The 14,556-nt window shown below is 25.3% G+C and carries 27 protein-coding genes; 17 read left to right on the top strand and 10 right to left on the bottom strand.

The features are described from left to right. Nucleotides 1-22 precede the first annotated feature (22 nt). Nucleotides 23-574 (top strand): hypothetical protein, encoded by a 552-nt coding sequence (locus ACZ91P_RS13240; protein ID WP_465156843.1) that lies wholly within the window; start codon nt 23-25, stop codon nt 572-574. A gap of 44 nt (nt 575-618) precedes the next feature. Continuing rightward, nucleotides 619-1,017: a hypothetical protein gene (locus tag ACZ91P_RS13235; RefSeq protein ID WP_465155645.1), complete on the top strand. Its 399-nt coding sequence runs from the start codon at nt 619-621 to the stop codon at nt 1,015-1,017. A 24-nt stretch (nt 1,018-1,041) separates the two neighbouring features. Here the strand turns inward: ACZ91P_RS13235 and ACZ91P_RS13230 are convergent, their stop codons facing one another. The 10 genes from ACZ91P_RS13230 to ACZ91P_RS13185 form a co-directional block, all read right to left on the bottom strand. Next, on the bottom strand, nt 1,042-1,218 hold the full coding sequence (locus tag ACZ91P_RS13230; RefSeq protein WP_465155643.1) for a hypothetical protein: 177 nt from the start codon (nt 1,216-1,218) through the stop codon (nt 1,042-1,044). Nucleotides 1,219-1,222: 4 nt separating this feature from the next. Next, nucleotides 1,223-1,693, bottom strand: a complete 471-nt coding sequence (locus ACZ91P_RS13225; RefSeq protein ID WP_465155641.1) for a hypothetical protein — start codon at nt 1,691-1,693, stop codon at nt 1,223-1,225. Next, a complete protein-coding gene (locus tag ACZ91P_RS13220) occupies nt 1,678-2,586 on the bottom strand; it encodes a recombinase RecT (protein ID WP_465155639.1) in 909 nt (302 codons plus the stop codon). The genes ACZ91P_RS13225 and ACZ91P_RS13220 overlap by 16 nt, the downstream gene beginning before the upstream one ends. A gap of 1 nt (nt 2,587) precedes the next feature. After that, nucleotides 2,588-3,289, bottom strand: a complete 702-nt coding sequence (locus ACZ91P_RS13215; protein ID WP_465155637.1) for a hypothetical protein — start codon at nt 3,287-3,289, stop codon at nt 2,588-2,590. A gap of 2 nt (nt 3,290-3,291) precedes the next feature. Then, nucleotides 3,292-3,429: a hypothetical protein gene (locus tag ACZ91P_RS13210; protein ID WP_465155635.1), complete on the bottom strand. Its 138-nt coding sequence runs from the start codon at nt 3,427-3,429 to the stop codon at nt 3,292-3,294. Nucleotides 3,430-3,431: 2 nt separating this feature from the next. Beyond that, complete coding sequence (locus tag ACZ91P_RS13205; protein WP_465155633.1) at nt 3,432-3,596, bottom strand: hypothetical protein; 165 nt, start codon at nt 3,594-3,596, stop codon at nt 3,432-3,434. Beyond that, a complete protein-coding gene (locus ACZ91P_RS13200) occupies nt 3,589-3,843 on the bottom strand; it encodes a hypothetical protein (protein WP_465155631.1) in 255 nt (84 codons plus the stop codon). Before ACZ91P_RS13200 ends, ACZ91P_RS13205 begins: the two co-directional genes overlap by 8 nt. Nucleotides 3,844-3,856: 13 nt before the next feature. Then, on the bottom strand, nt 3,857-4,015 hold the full coding sequence (locus ACZ91P_RS13195; RefSeq protein WP_465155746.1) for a hypothetical protein: 159 nt from the start codon (nt 4,013-4,015) through the stop codon (nt 3,857-3,859). A gap of 9 nt (nt 4,016-4,024) precedes the next feature. Beyond that, nucleotides 4,025-4,309, bottom strand: a complete 285-nt coding sequence (locus tag ACZ91P_RS13190) for a hypothetical protein (protein WP_338991147.1) — start codon at nt 4,307-4,309, stop codon at nt 4,025-4,027. 519 nt (nt 4,310-4,828) lie between these two features. Next, nucleotides 4,829-5,068: a hypothetical protein gene (locus ACZ91P_RS13185; RefSeq protein ID WP_338988931.1), complete on the bottom strand. Its 240-nt coding sequence runs from the start codon at nt 5,066-5,068 to the stop codon at nt 4,829-4,831. 423 nt (nt 5,069-5,491) lie between these two features. Here ACZ91P_RS13185 and ACZ91P_RS13180 point away from each other — a divergent pair, with 423 nt between their 5' ends. The 15 genes from ACZ91P_RS13180 (at nt 5,492) to ACZ91P_RS13110 (ending at nt 14,476) form a co-directional block, all read left to right on the top strand. Beyond that, nucleotides 5,492-6,064: an ADP-ribosyltransferase gene (locus tag ACZ91P_RS13180; protein WP_465156841.1), complete on the top strand. Its 573-nt coding sequence runs from the start codon at nt 5,492-5,494 to the stop codon at nt 6,062-6,064. Next, nucleotides 6,058-6,177 (top strand): hypothetical protein, encoded by a 120-nt coding sequence (locus ACZ91P_RS13175; protein WP_465156839.1) that lies wholly within the window; start codon nt 6,058-6,060, stop codon nt 6,175-6,177. The genes ACZ91P_RS13180 and ACZ91P_RS13175 overlap by 7 nt, the downstream gene beginning before the upstream one ends. Nucleotides 6,178-6,214: 37 nt before the next feature. Beyond that, nucleotides 6,215-6,721, top strand: a complete 507-nt coding sequence (locus ACZ91P_RS13170; protein ID WP_465156837.1) for a binary toxin-like calcium binding domain-containing protein — start codon at nt 6,215-6,217, stop codon at nt 6,719-6,721. Continuing rightward, nucleotides 6,669-7,028 carry a hypothetical protein gene (locus tag ACZ91P_RS13165; protein ID WP_465156835.1) on the top strand — a complete coding sequence of 120 codons (360 nt, stop codon included), beginning with the start codon at nt 6,669-6,671 and terminating at the stop codon, nt 7,026-7,028. Before ACZ91P_RS13170 ends, ACZ91P_RS13165 begins: the two co-directional genes overlap by 53 nt. 51 nt (nt 7,029-7,079) lie before the next feature. Continuing rightward, nucleotides 7,080-7,850, top strand: coding sequence for a hypothetical protein (locus tag ACZ91P_RS13160; protein WP_465156833.1), 771 nt, complete (start codon nt 7,080-7,082; stop codon nt 7,848-7,850). Nucleotides 7,851-8,254: 404 nt separating this feature from the next. Then, nucleotides 8,255-8,395 carry a hypothetical protein gene (locus tag ACZ91P_RS13155; protein WP_465156831.1) on the top strand — a complete coding sequence of 47 codons (141 nt, stop codon included), beginning with the start codon at nt 8,255-8,257 and terminating at the stop codon, nt 8,393-8,395. A 6-nt stretch (nt 8,396-8,401) separates the two neighbouring features. After that, nucleotides 8,402-8,650, top strand: coding sequence for a hypothetical protein (locus ACZ91P_RS13150; protein WP_465156829.1), 249 nt, complete (start codon nt 8,402-8,404; stop codon nt 8,648-8,650). A 219-nt stretch (nt 8,651-8,869) separates the two neighbouring features. Next, the gene (locus ACZ91P_RS13145; protein WP_465156827.1) at nt 8,870-9,205 is read left to right on the top strand and encodes a DNA adenine methylase; all 336 of its coding nucleotides are present in this window, start codon (nt 8,870-8,872) and stop codon (nt 9,203-9,205) included. Nucleotides 9,206-9,903: 698 nt separating this feature from the next. Beyond that, nucleotides 9,904-10,125 (top strand): hypothetical protein, encoded by a 222-nt coding sequence (locus tag ACZ91P_RS13140; protein ID WP_465156825.1) that lies wholly within the window; start codon nt 9,904-9,906, stop codon nt 10,123-10,125. A 43-nt stretch (nt 10,126-10,168) separates the two neighbouring features. Further along, entirely contained in the window at nt 10,169-11,389 is a 1,221-nt protein-coding gene (locus tag ACZ91P_RS13135) for a hypothetical protein (RefSeq protein ID WP_465156823.1), read from the top strand. Nucleotides 11,390-11,487: 98 nt separating this feature from the next. Then, nucleotides 11,488-12,078: a hypothetical protein gene (locus tag ACZ91P_RS13130; RefSeq protein ID WP_465156821.1), complete on the top strand. Its 591-nt coding sequence runs from the start codon at nt 11,488-11,490 to the stop codon at nt 12,076-12,078. Between the two features lie 12 nt (nt 12,079-12,090). After that, nucleotides 12,091-13,023 carry a hypothetical protein gene (locus ACZ91P_RS13125; protein ID WP_465156819.1) on the top strand — a complete coding sequence of 311 codons (933 nt, stop codon included), beginning with the start codon at nt 12,091-12,093 and terminating at the stop codon, nt 13,021-13,023. A gap of 383 nt (nt 13,024-13,406) precedes the next feature. Then, a complete protein-coding gene (locus ACZ91P_RS13120; RefSeq protein WP_465156817.1) occupies nt 13,407-13,556 on the top strand; it encodes a hypothetical protein in 150 nt (49 codons plus the stop codon). Beyond that, on the top strand, nt 13,556-13,783 hold the full coding sequence (locus tag ACZ91P_RS13115; RefSeq protein ID WP_465156815.1) for a hypothetical protein: 228 nt from the start codon (nt 13,556-13,558) through the stop codon (nt 13,781-13,783). Before ACZ91P_RS13120 ends, ACZ91P_RS13115 begins: the two co-directional genes overlap by 1 nt. Nucleotides 13,784-14,038: 255 nt before the next feature. Then, the gene (locus tag ACZ91P_RS13110) at nt 14,039-14,476 is read left to right on the top strand and encodes a DUF3627 domain-containing protein (RefSeq protein ID WP_465156813.1); all 438 of its coding nucleotides are present in this window, start codon (nt 14,039-14,041) and stop codon (nt 14,474-14,476) included. Nucleotides 14,477-14,556: the final 80 nt, after the last annotated feature.

Here is a 14,556-nt window from a genome sequence, read left to right as displayed (position 1 = left end):
AAATTAAATGAGGTAAATAATTATGAAACAAGATAAAACAACTTGATTAAAGGGTGCCTTACCTTGAAATTGATTTAAAAAAGACCCTATTCCGACTTATAATTGAACTCATAAAGATATTAGAGAATGAGAAAGGAAATATAAAATTCGTAGTTGAGTAGTTAGTTTTTATACATTGATATTTTTAGCATTAAATTGTTGATTAGAATATGGCATGATTAATGCAATAAAAGATAATATTAATTGATATAATTATGGTCAATATTGAGGTAATGGAATTGCCATATTATTAACCCCTTTATTTACACACGGAATTCAGGGTATATTTGTTGCTAGTAGTAAACCAAAAGTAGATATGAAAATTGATATACCACGATTAAAAATATCTAAAATGGGATTAGTATTTACAATATTACCTTTAATTACTTTAATAATTTCTTTAATTATTATTTGAATTGATAAATCAAAATGAAAAAAAGACCATTTAAGACATTGTTTAGAATGTCGAATTAATCCGCGTGTTATTCAACCAAGAATAGCAAAACAATGAAATAATTTAGATGGTATAACATAAGAAAATAACAAAGAATTAAATTTAAAATAGACTATATATTAGGGGTGGTTGATATTTTTGGGTGGTTATATAGTTTAATTTATAAATTATTTTGTTTTGAAAAAATAGATGGCCACTGTTTGAGTAAGGATAAGAAAGGAAATATTAAAATGGAAATTAGTAATGAAATAGTAATTGCTTTACTTGTATTAGCAGGTGCAGGCGGAATGGGTAGTCTTGGTATTCTTGGATTATCTGCTAAAAAAATTAAAAAATATAAAGCAGAAATTAGAGAATTAAGAACTGCTGTTATTGCCCACGAAAAACATTTACGAGGGCCTGATTATGCAACAGAATTAGCATTAAAAACAGGTCAAATTAAAAATGTTAAAAAACAAGTTAAAGTAAATGACAAAAAACAACAACAAAAAGATGCTATTAGACAACTAACAAATAGCATTTAAAAAATAACCAATTAAGGTTATTTTTTATTTTTCTTTATTGTGTTTTATATAAAAATTAATAAGATGTTCTATTCGTTGTGAATAAGTAAGGCCATTAAATTCATTTCAAACTTTTTCTTCATTTTCATTTAAGTAAATATTAACATTACGAATTAATTTAGAATAATATTTTTCTGTTTTTTGATTATATGAATTTTTCATAATATTAACCTTCATAATTAGCAATAATAATGGCATCTCGTAAATGATTACTTATTTTCTCATTATTATAGAATCAACCTTTACCATATTGATAAGTTAAATTATTATCTTTATCATATTTTCATATACAACTATCATTATATTTACTTAAATTTTCCATATTTTTAACAACTGATTTAGTATGTTTTGGTGATACTCAATTAACATTATTTAATTCGTGTGTATCATATTTAATTACTCCAATTATTTTTAATAAATCATCACGGTCTTTTGAACCATTAGCATTTGTATATAAACAATCTTCAATATTAATAATTGCATCTTGTTTTAACTTATCTAAAATAATATCGGTTTGTGTAATTCAATAATGATTTGTATATTCAGATTTATCAATTAATTTATTATCTTCAAAAATAGCAACGGCCGTAGTGCCAGTTCCTGATGGGTCAATACCTATTTTTATCAAGTCGCTCATTCCTCATCGTTGTTAACTGTTGGTAATACATTTGATATATCTTCTTCTTTTACTACATTATTATCTGTCAATCTTTCATTTGATTCATGTAATAAATTATTATTTGATATATTTTCGTTGCTAATTTGACTCTTATTTATGTTTATATTATTATCATTATCAATATAAATCTTTTCATCATTAGTTGTAATAACTGCTTGGTCTGATTTATAAGCTTGTTGTAATTCGACTGACATAATACCTCATTTTCGCAATAAACTAGTTAATACTGTTTTAAGTGCCATTTCATCAAAACTAGCAATATAAAATGATTTATTTTTAGCATAAGTTTTAGAATATTTCATAAAATGATTTTCCATTTGTTCTTTTGTCATATATAATGTTTTTTCAAAACCATTAACCATTTTAAAATATGCTACATAACCTATAATTGGTAATTTTTCTCTTTCATCTTCATTTTGTATTCAATTAAAACTAGTTCCTTTTAATCTATCATAATTTACTAATTCATTTTCTCTGACGTCTGATACTGACATATCTAAATATTGACCGCTTCTTTGAGCTAATTGAATATAACCTTTATAACCCATTTGAAATTGTGCTTGATTAATTCATTCTTGGATTTCACGACCATTAATAATTCTTGTTATTTTAGTATTATATGGAACGACATAAGCATATCCGAATTGCTTTTCCATAGGTAAATTTAATAAAACACCTTGATAACAAGCGGTCATAATTGTTTTTGGGTCTGCTTTTTGTAATAATTCATTACTGTTTGATATTGAAACTATATTACTCTTAAATCTTGCAATTTCATTTTCATTTGAAAATTTACTTTTTATTCATTCTGTTGCTTTATCTGTTCTTAAAAATTCAACAATATTTGCCATATTATTTTTCTCCTTTATTTATTTTAAAATTAATACCTTTAATACCAATTAAATTAATATCTTTATTACTATCTCATTGTTCTTTAATTTCATTTTTAACAATTTGTTCATCAACAATTAAATAGTTTTTAATAAGATTAATAAGTTCTAATTTATCAGCTTTTTGTAAAAAATCATCATTAATACCTATAACTTCAATATCTTTAACTAATAATTTTTCTTTACGAAAATTACTAGTAATAATTTTTAATTCTTGCATTTGTTTTGCTACACTTTTAATTTCTAAAAATTGTTCTTTTTTGTGATTTTCAATAATTTCATTTTGTTTTTGAAATTGAATATTAATAACACTATTTTTAAAAGAATCATGATTACTTTTAATATTATTTTCTAAATTCAAAATATCTTTTCTAATAAAATTTAATTCATCTTTAAAATTTTTTATTAATTCTAATGGTTCTCTAAAAATATAATCAATTTTTGAAACTACTAGTTTTAAATCTTTTAGTGATTGTGATTTATATTCTCCATTTATTAATCAAGCTTGTTGTCGATATATAAATTCTGCTAATTCTTGCCCATTTTCATCAATTCATTTTTTAATTGTTAATGCTTTTAAACTTAATTCTTTAAAATCATTTCCTTTTAAATAAAATGGATAAGTAATATTTTTAACTTCATTATTTAATTTTAAGTCTTCCATAATTAAATTTCCTCCAAATTCATATTCATAATTAAATTATCAATATACTCATAAGCACCGTCTTCTGAGTGACATTCTTCTAATGCTATATTAAATAAGTCTTCTTCGGTATAAACCTTACCATCTTCATCTTTTCACATATTTACTCACATCCTTGTCATTTAATATTTTTGTTTTCTAAATCAATAATTGTAGTTTTACAATAATTTAAATTTTCAGAATAAATTCTTGCCTCATCAAATGTATAAAAATATGTAGTATTTAAGCTATATTTATCTTTTGTTACTAATAAGTATCTTTTATTCATAATTTATCACCTCATAATCTGCTTCTTCATCTGCTAAATAATCACTAATTAAACTTTTAACTTCATCAATTTCATATCATTTGCAATTTAAGTCAAAATTTGTTGGCAATGAAATATTACCCACATGTCGTTCCTCATCACCAAATTTAAGATATAAATTTAACTCTAAATTATCTGAATAATCACTATCAATTTGTGCATAAATAATATCTTTATTGGTAATTTTTAATGCTTTATTACATATCATTTTTTATTTCCTCCTAATTTTGTTTTCCTAATGCTCAATGTTCATCAGTCATATCTTCAAATGATACTGAATAACTTTTAAGCATTAATTCATTTAATTTATTTTCTTGATTACATTTAAAGCAATAACCTCAATATCTTTTTTTAAGACAAATTTTATTTAACTTTTTCATATAAACCTCCTAAATTATTCCTTTGATTTTTTGGTCAATTTGTAATATTTTTCAACCATCAGAAGCTAAATCTAAAATATCGTTAATTTTGTAATATTGCATATAAGAAGCAATAACATCTCATTTATCTTTAAATAAATTTAAGTACATTTTGGCTCATTCTAAACATTGCAAATCATAATGTTTTTTATGATGTGAAATACGACAATTAATAGGTTGACAATTAACTCAATAAAATGATGTTGTTATTTCATTTCAAGTTTTATTAATATATTTACTTTTATATTCTGTCATTTATTTTTTCCTCCTAGTTTTAACTCGCTGGCACTCACTCCCAAGTGAAAGTGCCAAGCGAGAATTAGTTATATAAGTATTTATCTATTTACTTACTACGCCATCCGCCTCACTGGGGGTGAGCGGTGGCGATATGTTAATTGTTTGAATGTTTAATAATCCACAGTTGTTTTTTTAATATTGACGCCAGACATATATATGTCTTCCTTTATCCGTGCCCATTTGTGCTTTTGCTCTGGGATTTGACGTTCAGTTTTTAAATTAAAAATTCACTCGCATTTTAAAGGACCAAATGCTATAAAACTCCAACCAACCACACTTTTCGCAAATTTAATTGTAAAGTCACTATCTCTATTTTTATTGTCGTTTGATATTAACCTTGGACTTATCACGACTATCGCTTAGTTCTAATGAACCAGCGCCGATTTACATTTTTCCTCATACACTATTTCAGTACTTGCCTCGGCCGGCTGTGGAATAAAAACACTTAGTTATTTAAAATAACCGTTTCGCTCTGCATTAAGTTGTTTTATAAAATTTAAGTTTTAATAAACCAGTTTCATAATCAAAGATAATTTTTGAATTTTCTAGGCGTTTATAAAACCGCTTTTGTGTTTTATCTTTTACTTTATTCAATAAATCTTTATGTTTTTCACAAGTTCATAAAACTTTATTTGATAAAAATTCTTCGGTAATGAATGATATTGCTTTATAGCAATTATCAACATCACATATTGTTTGTTGCTTATTAATTTTCATTACCTACTCCTTCCTTTATTAAGTTTTTTTATTAGCAAATTAATTAACTGAAACAGAGAAAGGACAACACCTTAAAATTGGAGAAAAAACAGGTACACTTTATAAAGATTTCTAAGATATTTAATAAATGTGTAAACAACTTAAAGAGGGTATCAAAAAGTTGTAATAAAAAGTTTCTATTTTAAGAATTTAAGATGCTGTCCTTTCTCTGAATCAATTAATAATTTTGGTTTTACAAATAAAAAAACCATTTTAGTAAATGGTTTATTATTTTTATTCAATTTCTATGTATTTGTTAAAACCCTTCTTTTTTACATGCGACCATATTTGAAGAGTTTATTTTTTATGTACCAGCGTGAGGACGATTAAAGCAACCTTTCAATAAAAAATTTAATAAAAATCGACGCCACTATAAAGACATACATGAAGAAGCAAGGAAATGGCGGAAGACAATTATATAATGATTGAGAAAATAAATTAACAAAAAATGAGAAAAAGGAATTCAAGGAGTATTTGGAACAATATACCGGAAGTCATTATGAACCAATTAATGAATATTTACGAAAGACAAATGGAAAAATATATCATGATATTGAAGCTATTCCAACTGAACTTAAATTTACAAAAAATGATTTAAAGAAAGTTAATGATAAAATTTTAAAATTAGATAAATCATTTCAAAAAGCAAAAACAAATGAAAAATTAGTTGTTTTTCATGGGGTTAGTGGCTATCAATTTTCAGACCATGACCTTAATTTACGTGATGCAAATAATAAAATTAATCGTGATTTATTTACGCAAATTCGGCAAGACTATACCGGTGAAAAATTTACGCAACATAGTTTTTTAAGTACGTCTTTATCAAAAGACCCTCATAAATCATATTCTGGGGAGCGTTATCCAATTTTGTTAAGAATTTTAGTTTACCAAAAGGAACAAAAGCAATTTATGTTGATGAAATTAGTAAGTATTATGGTCAAAATGAATTATTGTTAAATCGTGGTTATACCTTTCGTTATCATAACTTCCTTATTGTTAAAGATAAAACCACAGGTAAAAAAAGTATTAAAGTTGAGGTTTCTTTAGCACGAGAAGATAAAAAATTTTAAATAATAAAGCAAAGAATGAAAAGAAGAAGTAAATATTATGGAAAAAAATACAGATATTGATAATATTAAACAACAAAGTTTTTACCTTAACAGTGATTGTGAGCATGCGTTAGATAGTGATGATGATGGCATTCCTGATTGTTGAGAAATCAATGGTTATACAGTTGAAGGGGGATTAATTGTTCCTTGAAATGATAAAAAACACAAACCAGGTAAATTTATAAAATATAAATCAGACCCGTATAATAGTCATACCACGGGAGATCCTTATTCGGATGCTGAAAAAGTATTAGGAAAAATTGACCAAGGAGTTTTACCAGAAGCACGTCATCCGCTTGTTGCTGCTTATCCTAAAATTGGAGTAATGATGAATAAAATGATTTTATCTAACAATTTTAATGTTACAAATGAGCAAGAAAGATCAGTTGACCAACAAAAAAGTAATACTATTAGTGTTTCAACTTCTAGTAGTAATACTGAAGCAACAACTGTTGGAGCATCGGTTTCAGCAGGAAATTTCTTTTTTTCCGAGTCTTTCTGTTAGTACTAATATTTCACATGAATGATCTAGTACGGTATCTTCTGAACATTCTAGTTCTAATACATCATCGCAAGAACAAGGACAAACATGAACACATTCATTAGGAATTAATACTTCTGAAGTTGCATTTTTAAATGGGAATGTTAAGTATTTAAATGTTGGAACAGCGCCAATTTATGAAGTTCGTCCAACGCTTAATTTTGTATTAGGAATTGGTGAATTATCAAATACAATTGCTACAATTATTGCAAAAAGTAATACTACAGCAAATGTCATTTTACCAGGAGCAATTTTCCCTGATAAAGTTTAAAATTCAATTGCTTGAAATACCATTGATGATTTTAATTCACAGCCAATTAAATTGAATTATAAACAAGTTGAAGCATTACAAACTGGTGTCCCGTTACAGATTCAAACAATTCAAACATCAGGATTGTATAAAACATATACTGCTGATATGTTACTAATGGTGAATGAATATCAAAAATGAGACCATATTATGGTGGATATTTATAATCGTACTGCTTGTTTAACCTTAATTTTTGAAAATGGTGATATTCAAGAAAGACGGGTTTCTGCTCGCAAAGAAGATAACTATGATGACCAATCCCAACCAGAATTGACTTTAGGTGAAGCATTTGAAATTGCTTTTAATAATGCCAAAGTTAATAATGATGTTTTAGTTTATAACAATACTAAGTTTATCTTGCAAGGTAATATTAATATTATTTTAGATGAAAGAACTTTAGCTTTATTAAAAAAACAAATTAAAAAATATGATTTGAAAAATCTTTTTAATATTAGATTAATACAAGGAATGAAAATTATTTTTAAAGAAAATAATGACAAAGACACTATGGTTAATAGATATTTTGCTGAAATTCGTTCAATAATTGAGGAAAAAGTTCATGTTTTAGCACTTATGAATCTTGTCAGCAAAGAAGGTCCAAAACTGCGAGGATTAATGTATATTAAAAAAATAATTCAAGAAAATAGTGGTGATATTACTCAACATTTCCTTGATGAATTAAAAATTAATATTCAATCTGACTTTAAGGTAGGTTTACAATATAAAGATAAACATAGTGAAACTTTTTCATTAAAAAATGAACTTGATGATTTGTTTAGTTAATTACGTAATTGAAGCATTATTTTAATATAATTAACTTTTTACTGGAATTTAATGTAAGTTAAATTCCAGTTTTATTTTTTTATTAGGGACCGTTGCAAAGATACGGGTTGTTAGTTAAAAACAAGATATAATCTTGTTTTTTCTTTTGTGTATAGAAAATTTAATTTAAGGAGTTGAAATTATGCAAACAAAACATTATTTTCTTTTGCGGTCCTTAATAATTAAGTATGGAAAAGATAATGTTATTAATACTGTTAATAAGATAGTAACTAATAATGTAAAAGAAAATGAATAAATTATCCACGTAATTTATTAGCAGTAATTTATTCAATATTATTTATTTTTGAGCGTAGCGAACACGCGGAGCGTGCCGCGCAAGCTAAATTTTTAGGAGGAATTAAATTATGCCAGTATGGTTAACATGAATATTTAGTATTGTTATTGTTTTAGGAATTCTTGCTTGAATTGGTTTATCGATTTATCAAAAAATTCGTCAAATTCGAGGTAAGAAAAAAGATAAAAAAAATTGAAAACAAGGAGGATAAAGAATAATGTTAGGTATGTATTTAACAACAGCTGTTAATTTTCTAGCTACAGATACTCCTATTATTTCAGGTGGAATGGATTTTATTTGAAGTGATTTGGGACAAGCAATGATGAAAGTTAAAGATGCTGTTTATGCTGTGTTACCACAATTAATGACCTTTTTGGGTGATGCTTGAATTATTTTAATTCCATTTGGAATTTGAGTAATTATTAAAATATTAAACTTTTTCCGTGTCATGGTTAAAGGCTTTTAATATTTATTATAACTGATCCATTCATATATTTTAGCTATGGCACACTAGCTTTTATGTGAGTTGATTAATTATAAACGTATAATTTTATATTTTAATAGCTATTAGTTAAAACTAAGTAGTTATTTTCAGTGTGCCTTAATTTTTAATTTTATATATTTAACAATGTTTATTACAATACATATACATTATTTAAACATTTTATAGTAAAGGAGGATTAGAATGAAATTTATTAGTCCGTTGTCTTGGCCAGGTGGAAAAGCTAAACACTTTGAAAAAATTAAAGCATTATTACCGGCTAAATTTGATAAATTTATAGATTTATTTTGTGGTGGTGCTTCAGTTGGCTTAAATGTGTTAGACCAGCAGTTATGTAACAAAGTAGTTTTTAATGATTTGCATACTAGTTTAATTGAATTTTGACAATATGGTATTCATTTAATTGAATTGAATTATTTGAAAAAATTAGCATATCCTAATTCAAAAATTATTAATAAATTGAAAGAAAAAATGTTTGATGATTATTGTTTAAATTTTGGTAGTCGGAAAAAAGCTTAGGTTTTATAAAAATTATAAATAAAGTAATTAAATACAAATTAAAGTAATCGCTTATTAGAACCATTTTTTTATTTGCATTATTCATCAGATAGTATCTTTAAAATTAAAAATTAACCTATTTTGCACTACAAACTAGTTAATTTTTATAATTTCCTTTCTGTGATTTATTATATTTTTTCGGTTTAACAACTAATAATATCATTTTTAATAAAGGTACTATCTGATGAATAATGCAATACTAAAACTTAATATTTTGATGCTTAAAGATGGATAACTCATCTATGGGACGAAGTCTTAAAAAAGTGTGAAAGCGATTGGATTTACTCTCCTATTTATTTCTTTAATTCTCGACAAGATTAATCACTTTTGAAATGTCAGAGCATGTGTTTTTTGGCTTGTTTTCATAAAAAGTGCTGTTAAACCGAAAAAAAGAATATCGGACACTAAAAAAACAAGAGGGTTGGAACTCCAAAAGGTTATTTTCTTTATATAAAGTTGTGTAGGGATGGATGAAGCGTAATTAATAACTAGGTAAACTGTTTTTTGTTTATTTCCGTATGGGGGATAAACTCTATCAAAATATCCTATCCGCCCCGGCTTCACTCCCCAAAGTGAAGCGGGCAGCGAAGTAATTAAATACTAAAATAAATTACAAGAATTAATGATATGTGCTTATCCAGTAACTGCAAATAATATTAATGATGAAATTTGTTCAACAAATAAAAAAATTAAGGAGTATATATAATGACAGAATATATAATGAAGATTTTAAAAATATTTTATTAAAATCTTATGATATTATTGATGATATTGAAATCATTAAAACACAATTGCAAAGTGTTTATGATGAATTAATTAAGGTACAAACAGTTAATACTGGGGGCGTACCAAAAGTAGTAAACAAAAAAATAATATTTTAGATACAGACAATGTATTTAATAAATAGAAAGAAGGAATAAAAATATGGATCAAAAAACAATTTTTGGCGATATTGCTAATCAAGCAACACAAAGAGACTGAGAAACATTTGAACAATGATATTTACAAACTTATCAACAAAAATTTAGTTGAGAAGCTTTATTTGCGTGAAAAGAAGAAAATAAATTTGGTTTAACATATAAAAGAAAGAAAAATATTAAATATAATGAAGATTTCGGAAAAGATGGACAAGTATTTAATACCGATGATAATCTTCTAAAATATTCAACAGTAGAATTTGAAGATGGAACAGTTGAATTAGATACAATTTTAACTTTTGCTCGTAAATTAGACCCTGTAGAAAATGATTTTAATCCTAATCTTTGAGCTGCCGATATTGAGCAAGCAATGGATACTGAGGTTGCTTATAAACGCAATAAAATTTTAGAAATTATTAATAAAGGAACAGTTACAACTATTCAAGGCAAAAAAGCAGATGATACAAATGCTTTACAAATTCATGATGAAATTATGGATAAAATATATGAAAGCGGCTTTACTCCATCAGAAACAATTGTTTTAGGTTCGGCTGATTTTATTCGTGGAATTCGTAATAAATTAGAGTTACAACTTGGAGCAAACAACCAAATAAATAGTGTAATCACAACAAGTAGAGTAATAAAAACTGTTAAAGGAACAACATACTATATGGTTCCTAAAAAATTACCAATTATTAATAAAGATGGTTCAGAAGGAACAATTGAATTATTGCCAGATGGTGTTAATGCAATTGCCTTTAAGTTTAGCAAAAAATATGACCCTCTTATTTTACGCAAAAAAGATCATACTCCGTTAAGAGTTGGTGCTGCTGCGTTAGGTATTGGAATGGGTAATACTTTGATTATGGAAAGAGTTTTATATTTAGGTGGAGCAGTGGTTGAACCAAAAGGAATTATTAAACATATTGTTTCAAAAATTGATATTAGTAAAATTAATAAATTAGATAAACCAACTATTTATGTTGCAGGCCCAACAAAAGCAACAGCCGAACAGTTAAAACCACAATTTAAAGATGTTGTTTTAAAACCAGTAAAAGCAGTAAATAGTTCTTTAACTGAAAGTGATTTTGATTACTTTATTGAAAGTGATGGTGTTGATTGACCAATAAATATTACAAATGATACCAAGGTTTTTGTCCAAATTGAAGGTAAAAACAACGATACTGGTCAAACAAATCCGATTGATGTTAAAATTAAAAATTCTTAATAGTACTAAAAAATAGTACTTTTTCGTTTGATAAATGATATTCCAATTGGAACATCTAAAACAGTCCTTATTTATGCTGTTAAAAAAATCCAACTAGATTGTCAATCCAACAACAAGAAAAAAGTTTTGGTTTACAGTTATTAGAATTTTTAGGAATTCAAGTTTTAGCTCTTGGTTTATCAGTTTTAACTGGTGGTATTGCTTCGGCTGTTGGTCTTGGTGCGGGATTATCTAATTTTGCCGCAGCATTTATCTTGTTTGGAGTAGAAACAGCAACCGATTTTGCCGTAAATCAAATATATGATAAATTAACATCAGAAGTAACAGCAAAAAGTGCCGCCTTAAATTTGTTACCAGCAATTGGTGGAATTGGTAAATTAACGCGTGCTGTTTGAACAACTAGAATTTTAAAATTAGCAAAAGAAACTAAACTACTTGAAAAATTAGGTGTAATAACTGCTAATAATTTAGAAGATGTTGTAAGGCAAGTTACAGGTAAAAAGATTTTATCTTCTAAATTAATATTTGATTTTACAAAGCAGGCTAATAATGAAATTTTATTATATACAATTAAAAAATTAGCCCAAAATGATTTTTATAAAGGTTTTAAAATTTCTAATTTAGAAACAATTAATAATTTATTAAAAATTGAGAAAAATATTCAAAAAATAAGTCCTAAATTAGTTTAAAAAATACCACGCGTGAATGAAAAAAATGCTAATAAATGATTGTCTGAATATAGATTAAATATTGATAAAATAAGTAAAATTAATACTAATGAGTGATATAACATTATAACTAATCTTCATAAAAAAGGTGTTGGTAAAAACCTAATATTAAATGCTAATTTAATGCGGGGCAGTAAAATATATAATAATAAATTATTAAATATTTTTCATCAAACACCAATTAAATTAAATAAAATTTTAAATCATTTAAACCCAAATTTTTATATTCAAAAAGTAACTAAAAAATTATTAGCCCCAATTGAAAAACAAATAATTACTATTAAACAAAAAGTAATTAGTAAAATTACTGATAAAACTAAAAAAATATTGTCTAAATTTGAAACAAAGGCCATTCAAAAAGGTCAATTATTACCTTTTGCTTATGGTTCTGATGTTTTTTTAGCAGTTAAGATTGTTCCTTTATCAGTTGCGGGTGAAGTTGCTTTAACAATATATTATAAAAATCCTAAATATGTCCCTATTGTCGTTATGACAACTTTAATCAAAGCAGAACAGTTTGTTTTGGCTCCTGAACCGTTTAAATTCTATATGAACAGTGAGTGGTTTATTGGTTGGGGATTTAAAAAAACAAGTTTGTTTAATTTAGTTTCTTTTGCCCCACTTGCTTATCAGCAAGTAGTAAAAGATAGTTTTAAAATATATTGGACAATTGCTAAGATATTAAAAATACAAGAACAATTTAAAAATAACTTTAATAAAGATAAATTGTTAAATACGCTAGAAGATAGTGCAATTACTAGTTTATTGGGTAATGGACTAGTATTTCAAGCATATAAACAACTCAGAACAAAACAAGATTTAAACAAAAAAATTAAAACAAAAACATTACTAAATAGTAAAAAAATTATATTAAAGAAAATATATTCTAAAAAAAGTAAATGATAAGGAGATGATTAAATGTTAAATGAATTATGACAAAATGTTACTTTGGAAAATTATGTAGAAACCACATACATTTTGTATTTTTGTGGTATTTACATTTTTACAAAATAAATTTTATTAATATTTTAAATAAGGAGTTAAAATTATGCAAACAAAGCAATATTTAATTTTGCGGTCATTAGTGAAAAAGTATGGTAAAGATATTGTTATTAATACTGTTAATAAGATTGTAAAAGATATTGAAATTAAAAAGTAAAAGAATAAATTATTCCGCGTAATTTATTAGCGGATAATTTATTCAATAATGTTTTTAAGTGGAGCGAAGCGACAACGAGCAGAGCGAGTTTGCAAATTTCAATTTTTTAATTTATGAAAGGAGTTATATCATGTCAGTATGATTAACATGAATATTTAGTATTTTGATTTTGTTAGGTATTTTTGCGTGAATTGGTTTATCAATTTATCAAAAAGTTAGACAAATTCAAGATAAGAAAAAAGAAAAAAAAGAATTTGAAAAAAAGGAGGATAGAAAATAATGAATTTATTAACTGAAACAGTTACAAAAATCGGTTTTGGTGATGGAATGAATTCCATTTGAACTGGTTTAGGTAATGCAATGGATAAAGTAAAAGATGCTGTATATGGTATTTTACCGCAATTAATGACCTTTTTAGGTGATGCGTGAATTATTTTAATTCCATTTGGATTATTTATTATTATTAAGATATTAAACTTTTTCCGTCATATGGTTAAAGGATTTTAATAGAGTATATTACTCTAATATTCAAAGTATTTTAACAAAAACTAAGGTACACTAGTTTATTTATTTTTTATTAATTTATTTTATATAACTATTACTTTAAAACTTAATAGTATTTTTCAGTGTGCCAATTTTTATTATTTTATATATTATGTATAACATTGTTAATAATCAGTGTTTTTATCAAAAATAAGCAATATATAAACATTAAATATAACATTGTTTATTAAACAAATAATTAGTTAGGAGTTGATAAAATTGAATAATTTTTATAAGAAAAATCAGAATATAGCAAATTATTTTATTTCTAAGAAACTTATTGCTTTTGAAATAGATAAAGCAAGTTTTATAAATTTACCTAATCATAATCGTCATATTGGTTTTTGATTGAGTAATAAATTTATTTATTCGAGTGAAAAATACTCAGAACAAGTAGCAATTGGTTTGATTTATGATAATTCTTATCGTATTGTAAAATATGATGAAAATTTAAAACAACACGATTGAAAATATTTAACTGGAACAGAAATAATTGATTTGTATAATCAATATAAACAAAACTATTTTACGCGTATGCATAAAGCATTATTTCAAAATGAACCTAAAAAAGTAAAAACAAATAACAATAATAATTTAACAAATTGAAGTGATGAAAAAGTACAACAATTAATTAATGACTTAGAAAGTTTAAATTAAATGAGTTTATATAATTATTGAGTTCAATTTGTTAGTTATATTATTGGTTCAAATGCCTCTGAATTTTTATATGTCATATC

The sequence above is a fragment of the Spiroplasma endosymbiont of Halictus nicosiae genome (assembly GCF_978018445.1).
The sequence above is the reverse complement of the archived record's forward strand: the minus strand, read 5'-3'. Positions and strand labels throughout refer to the sequence as shown.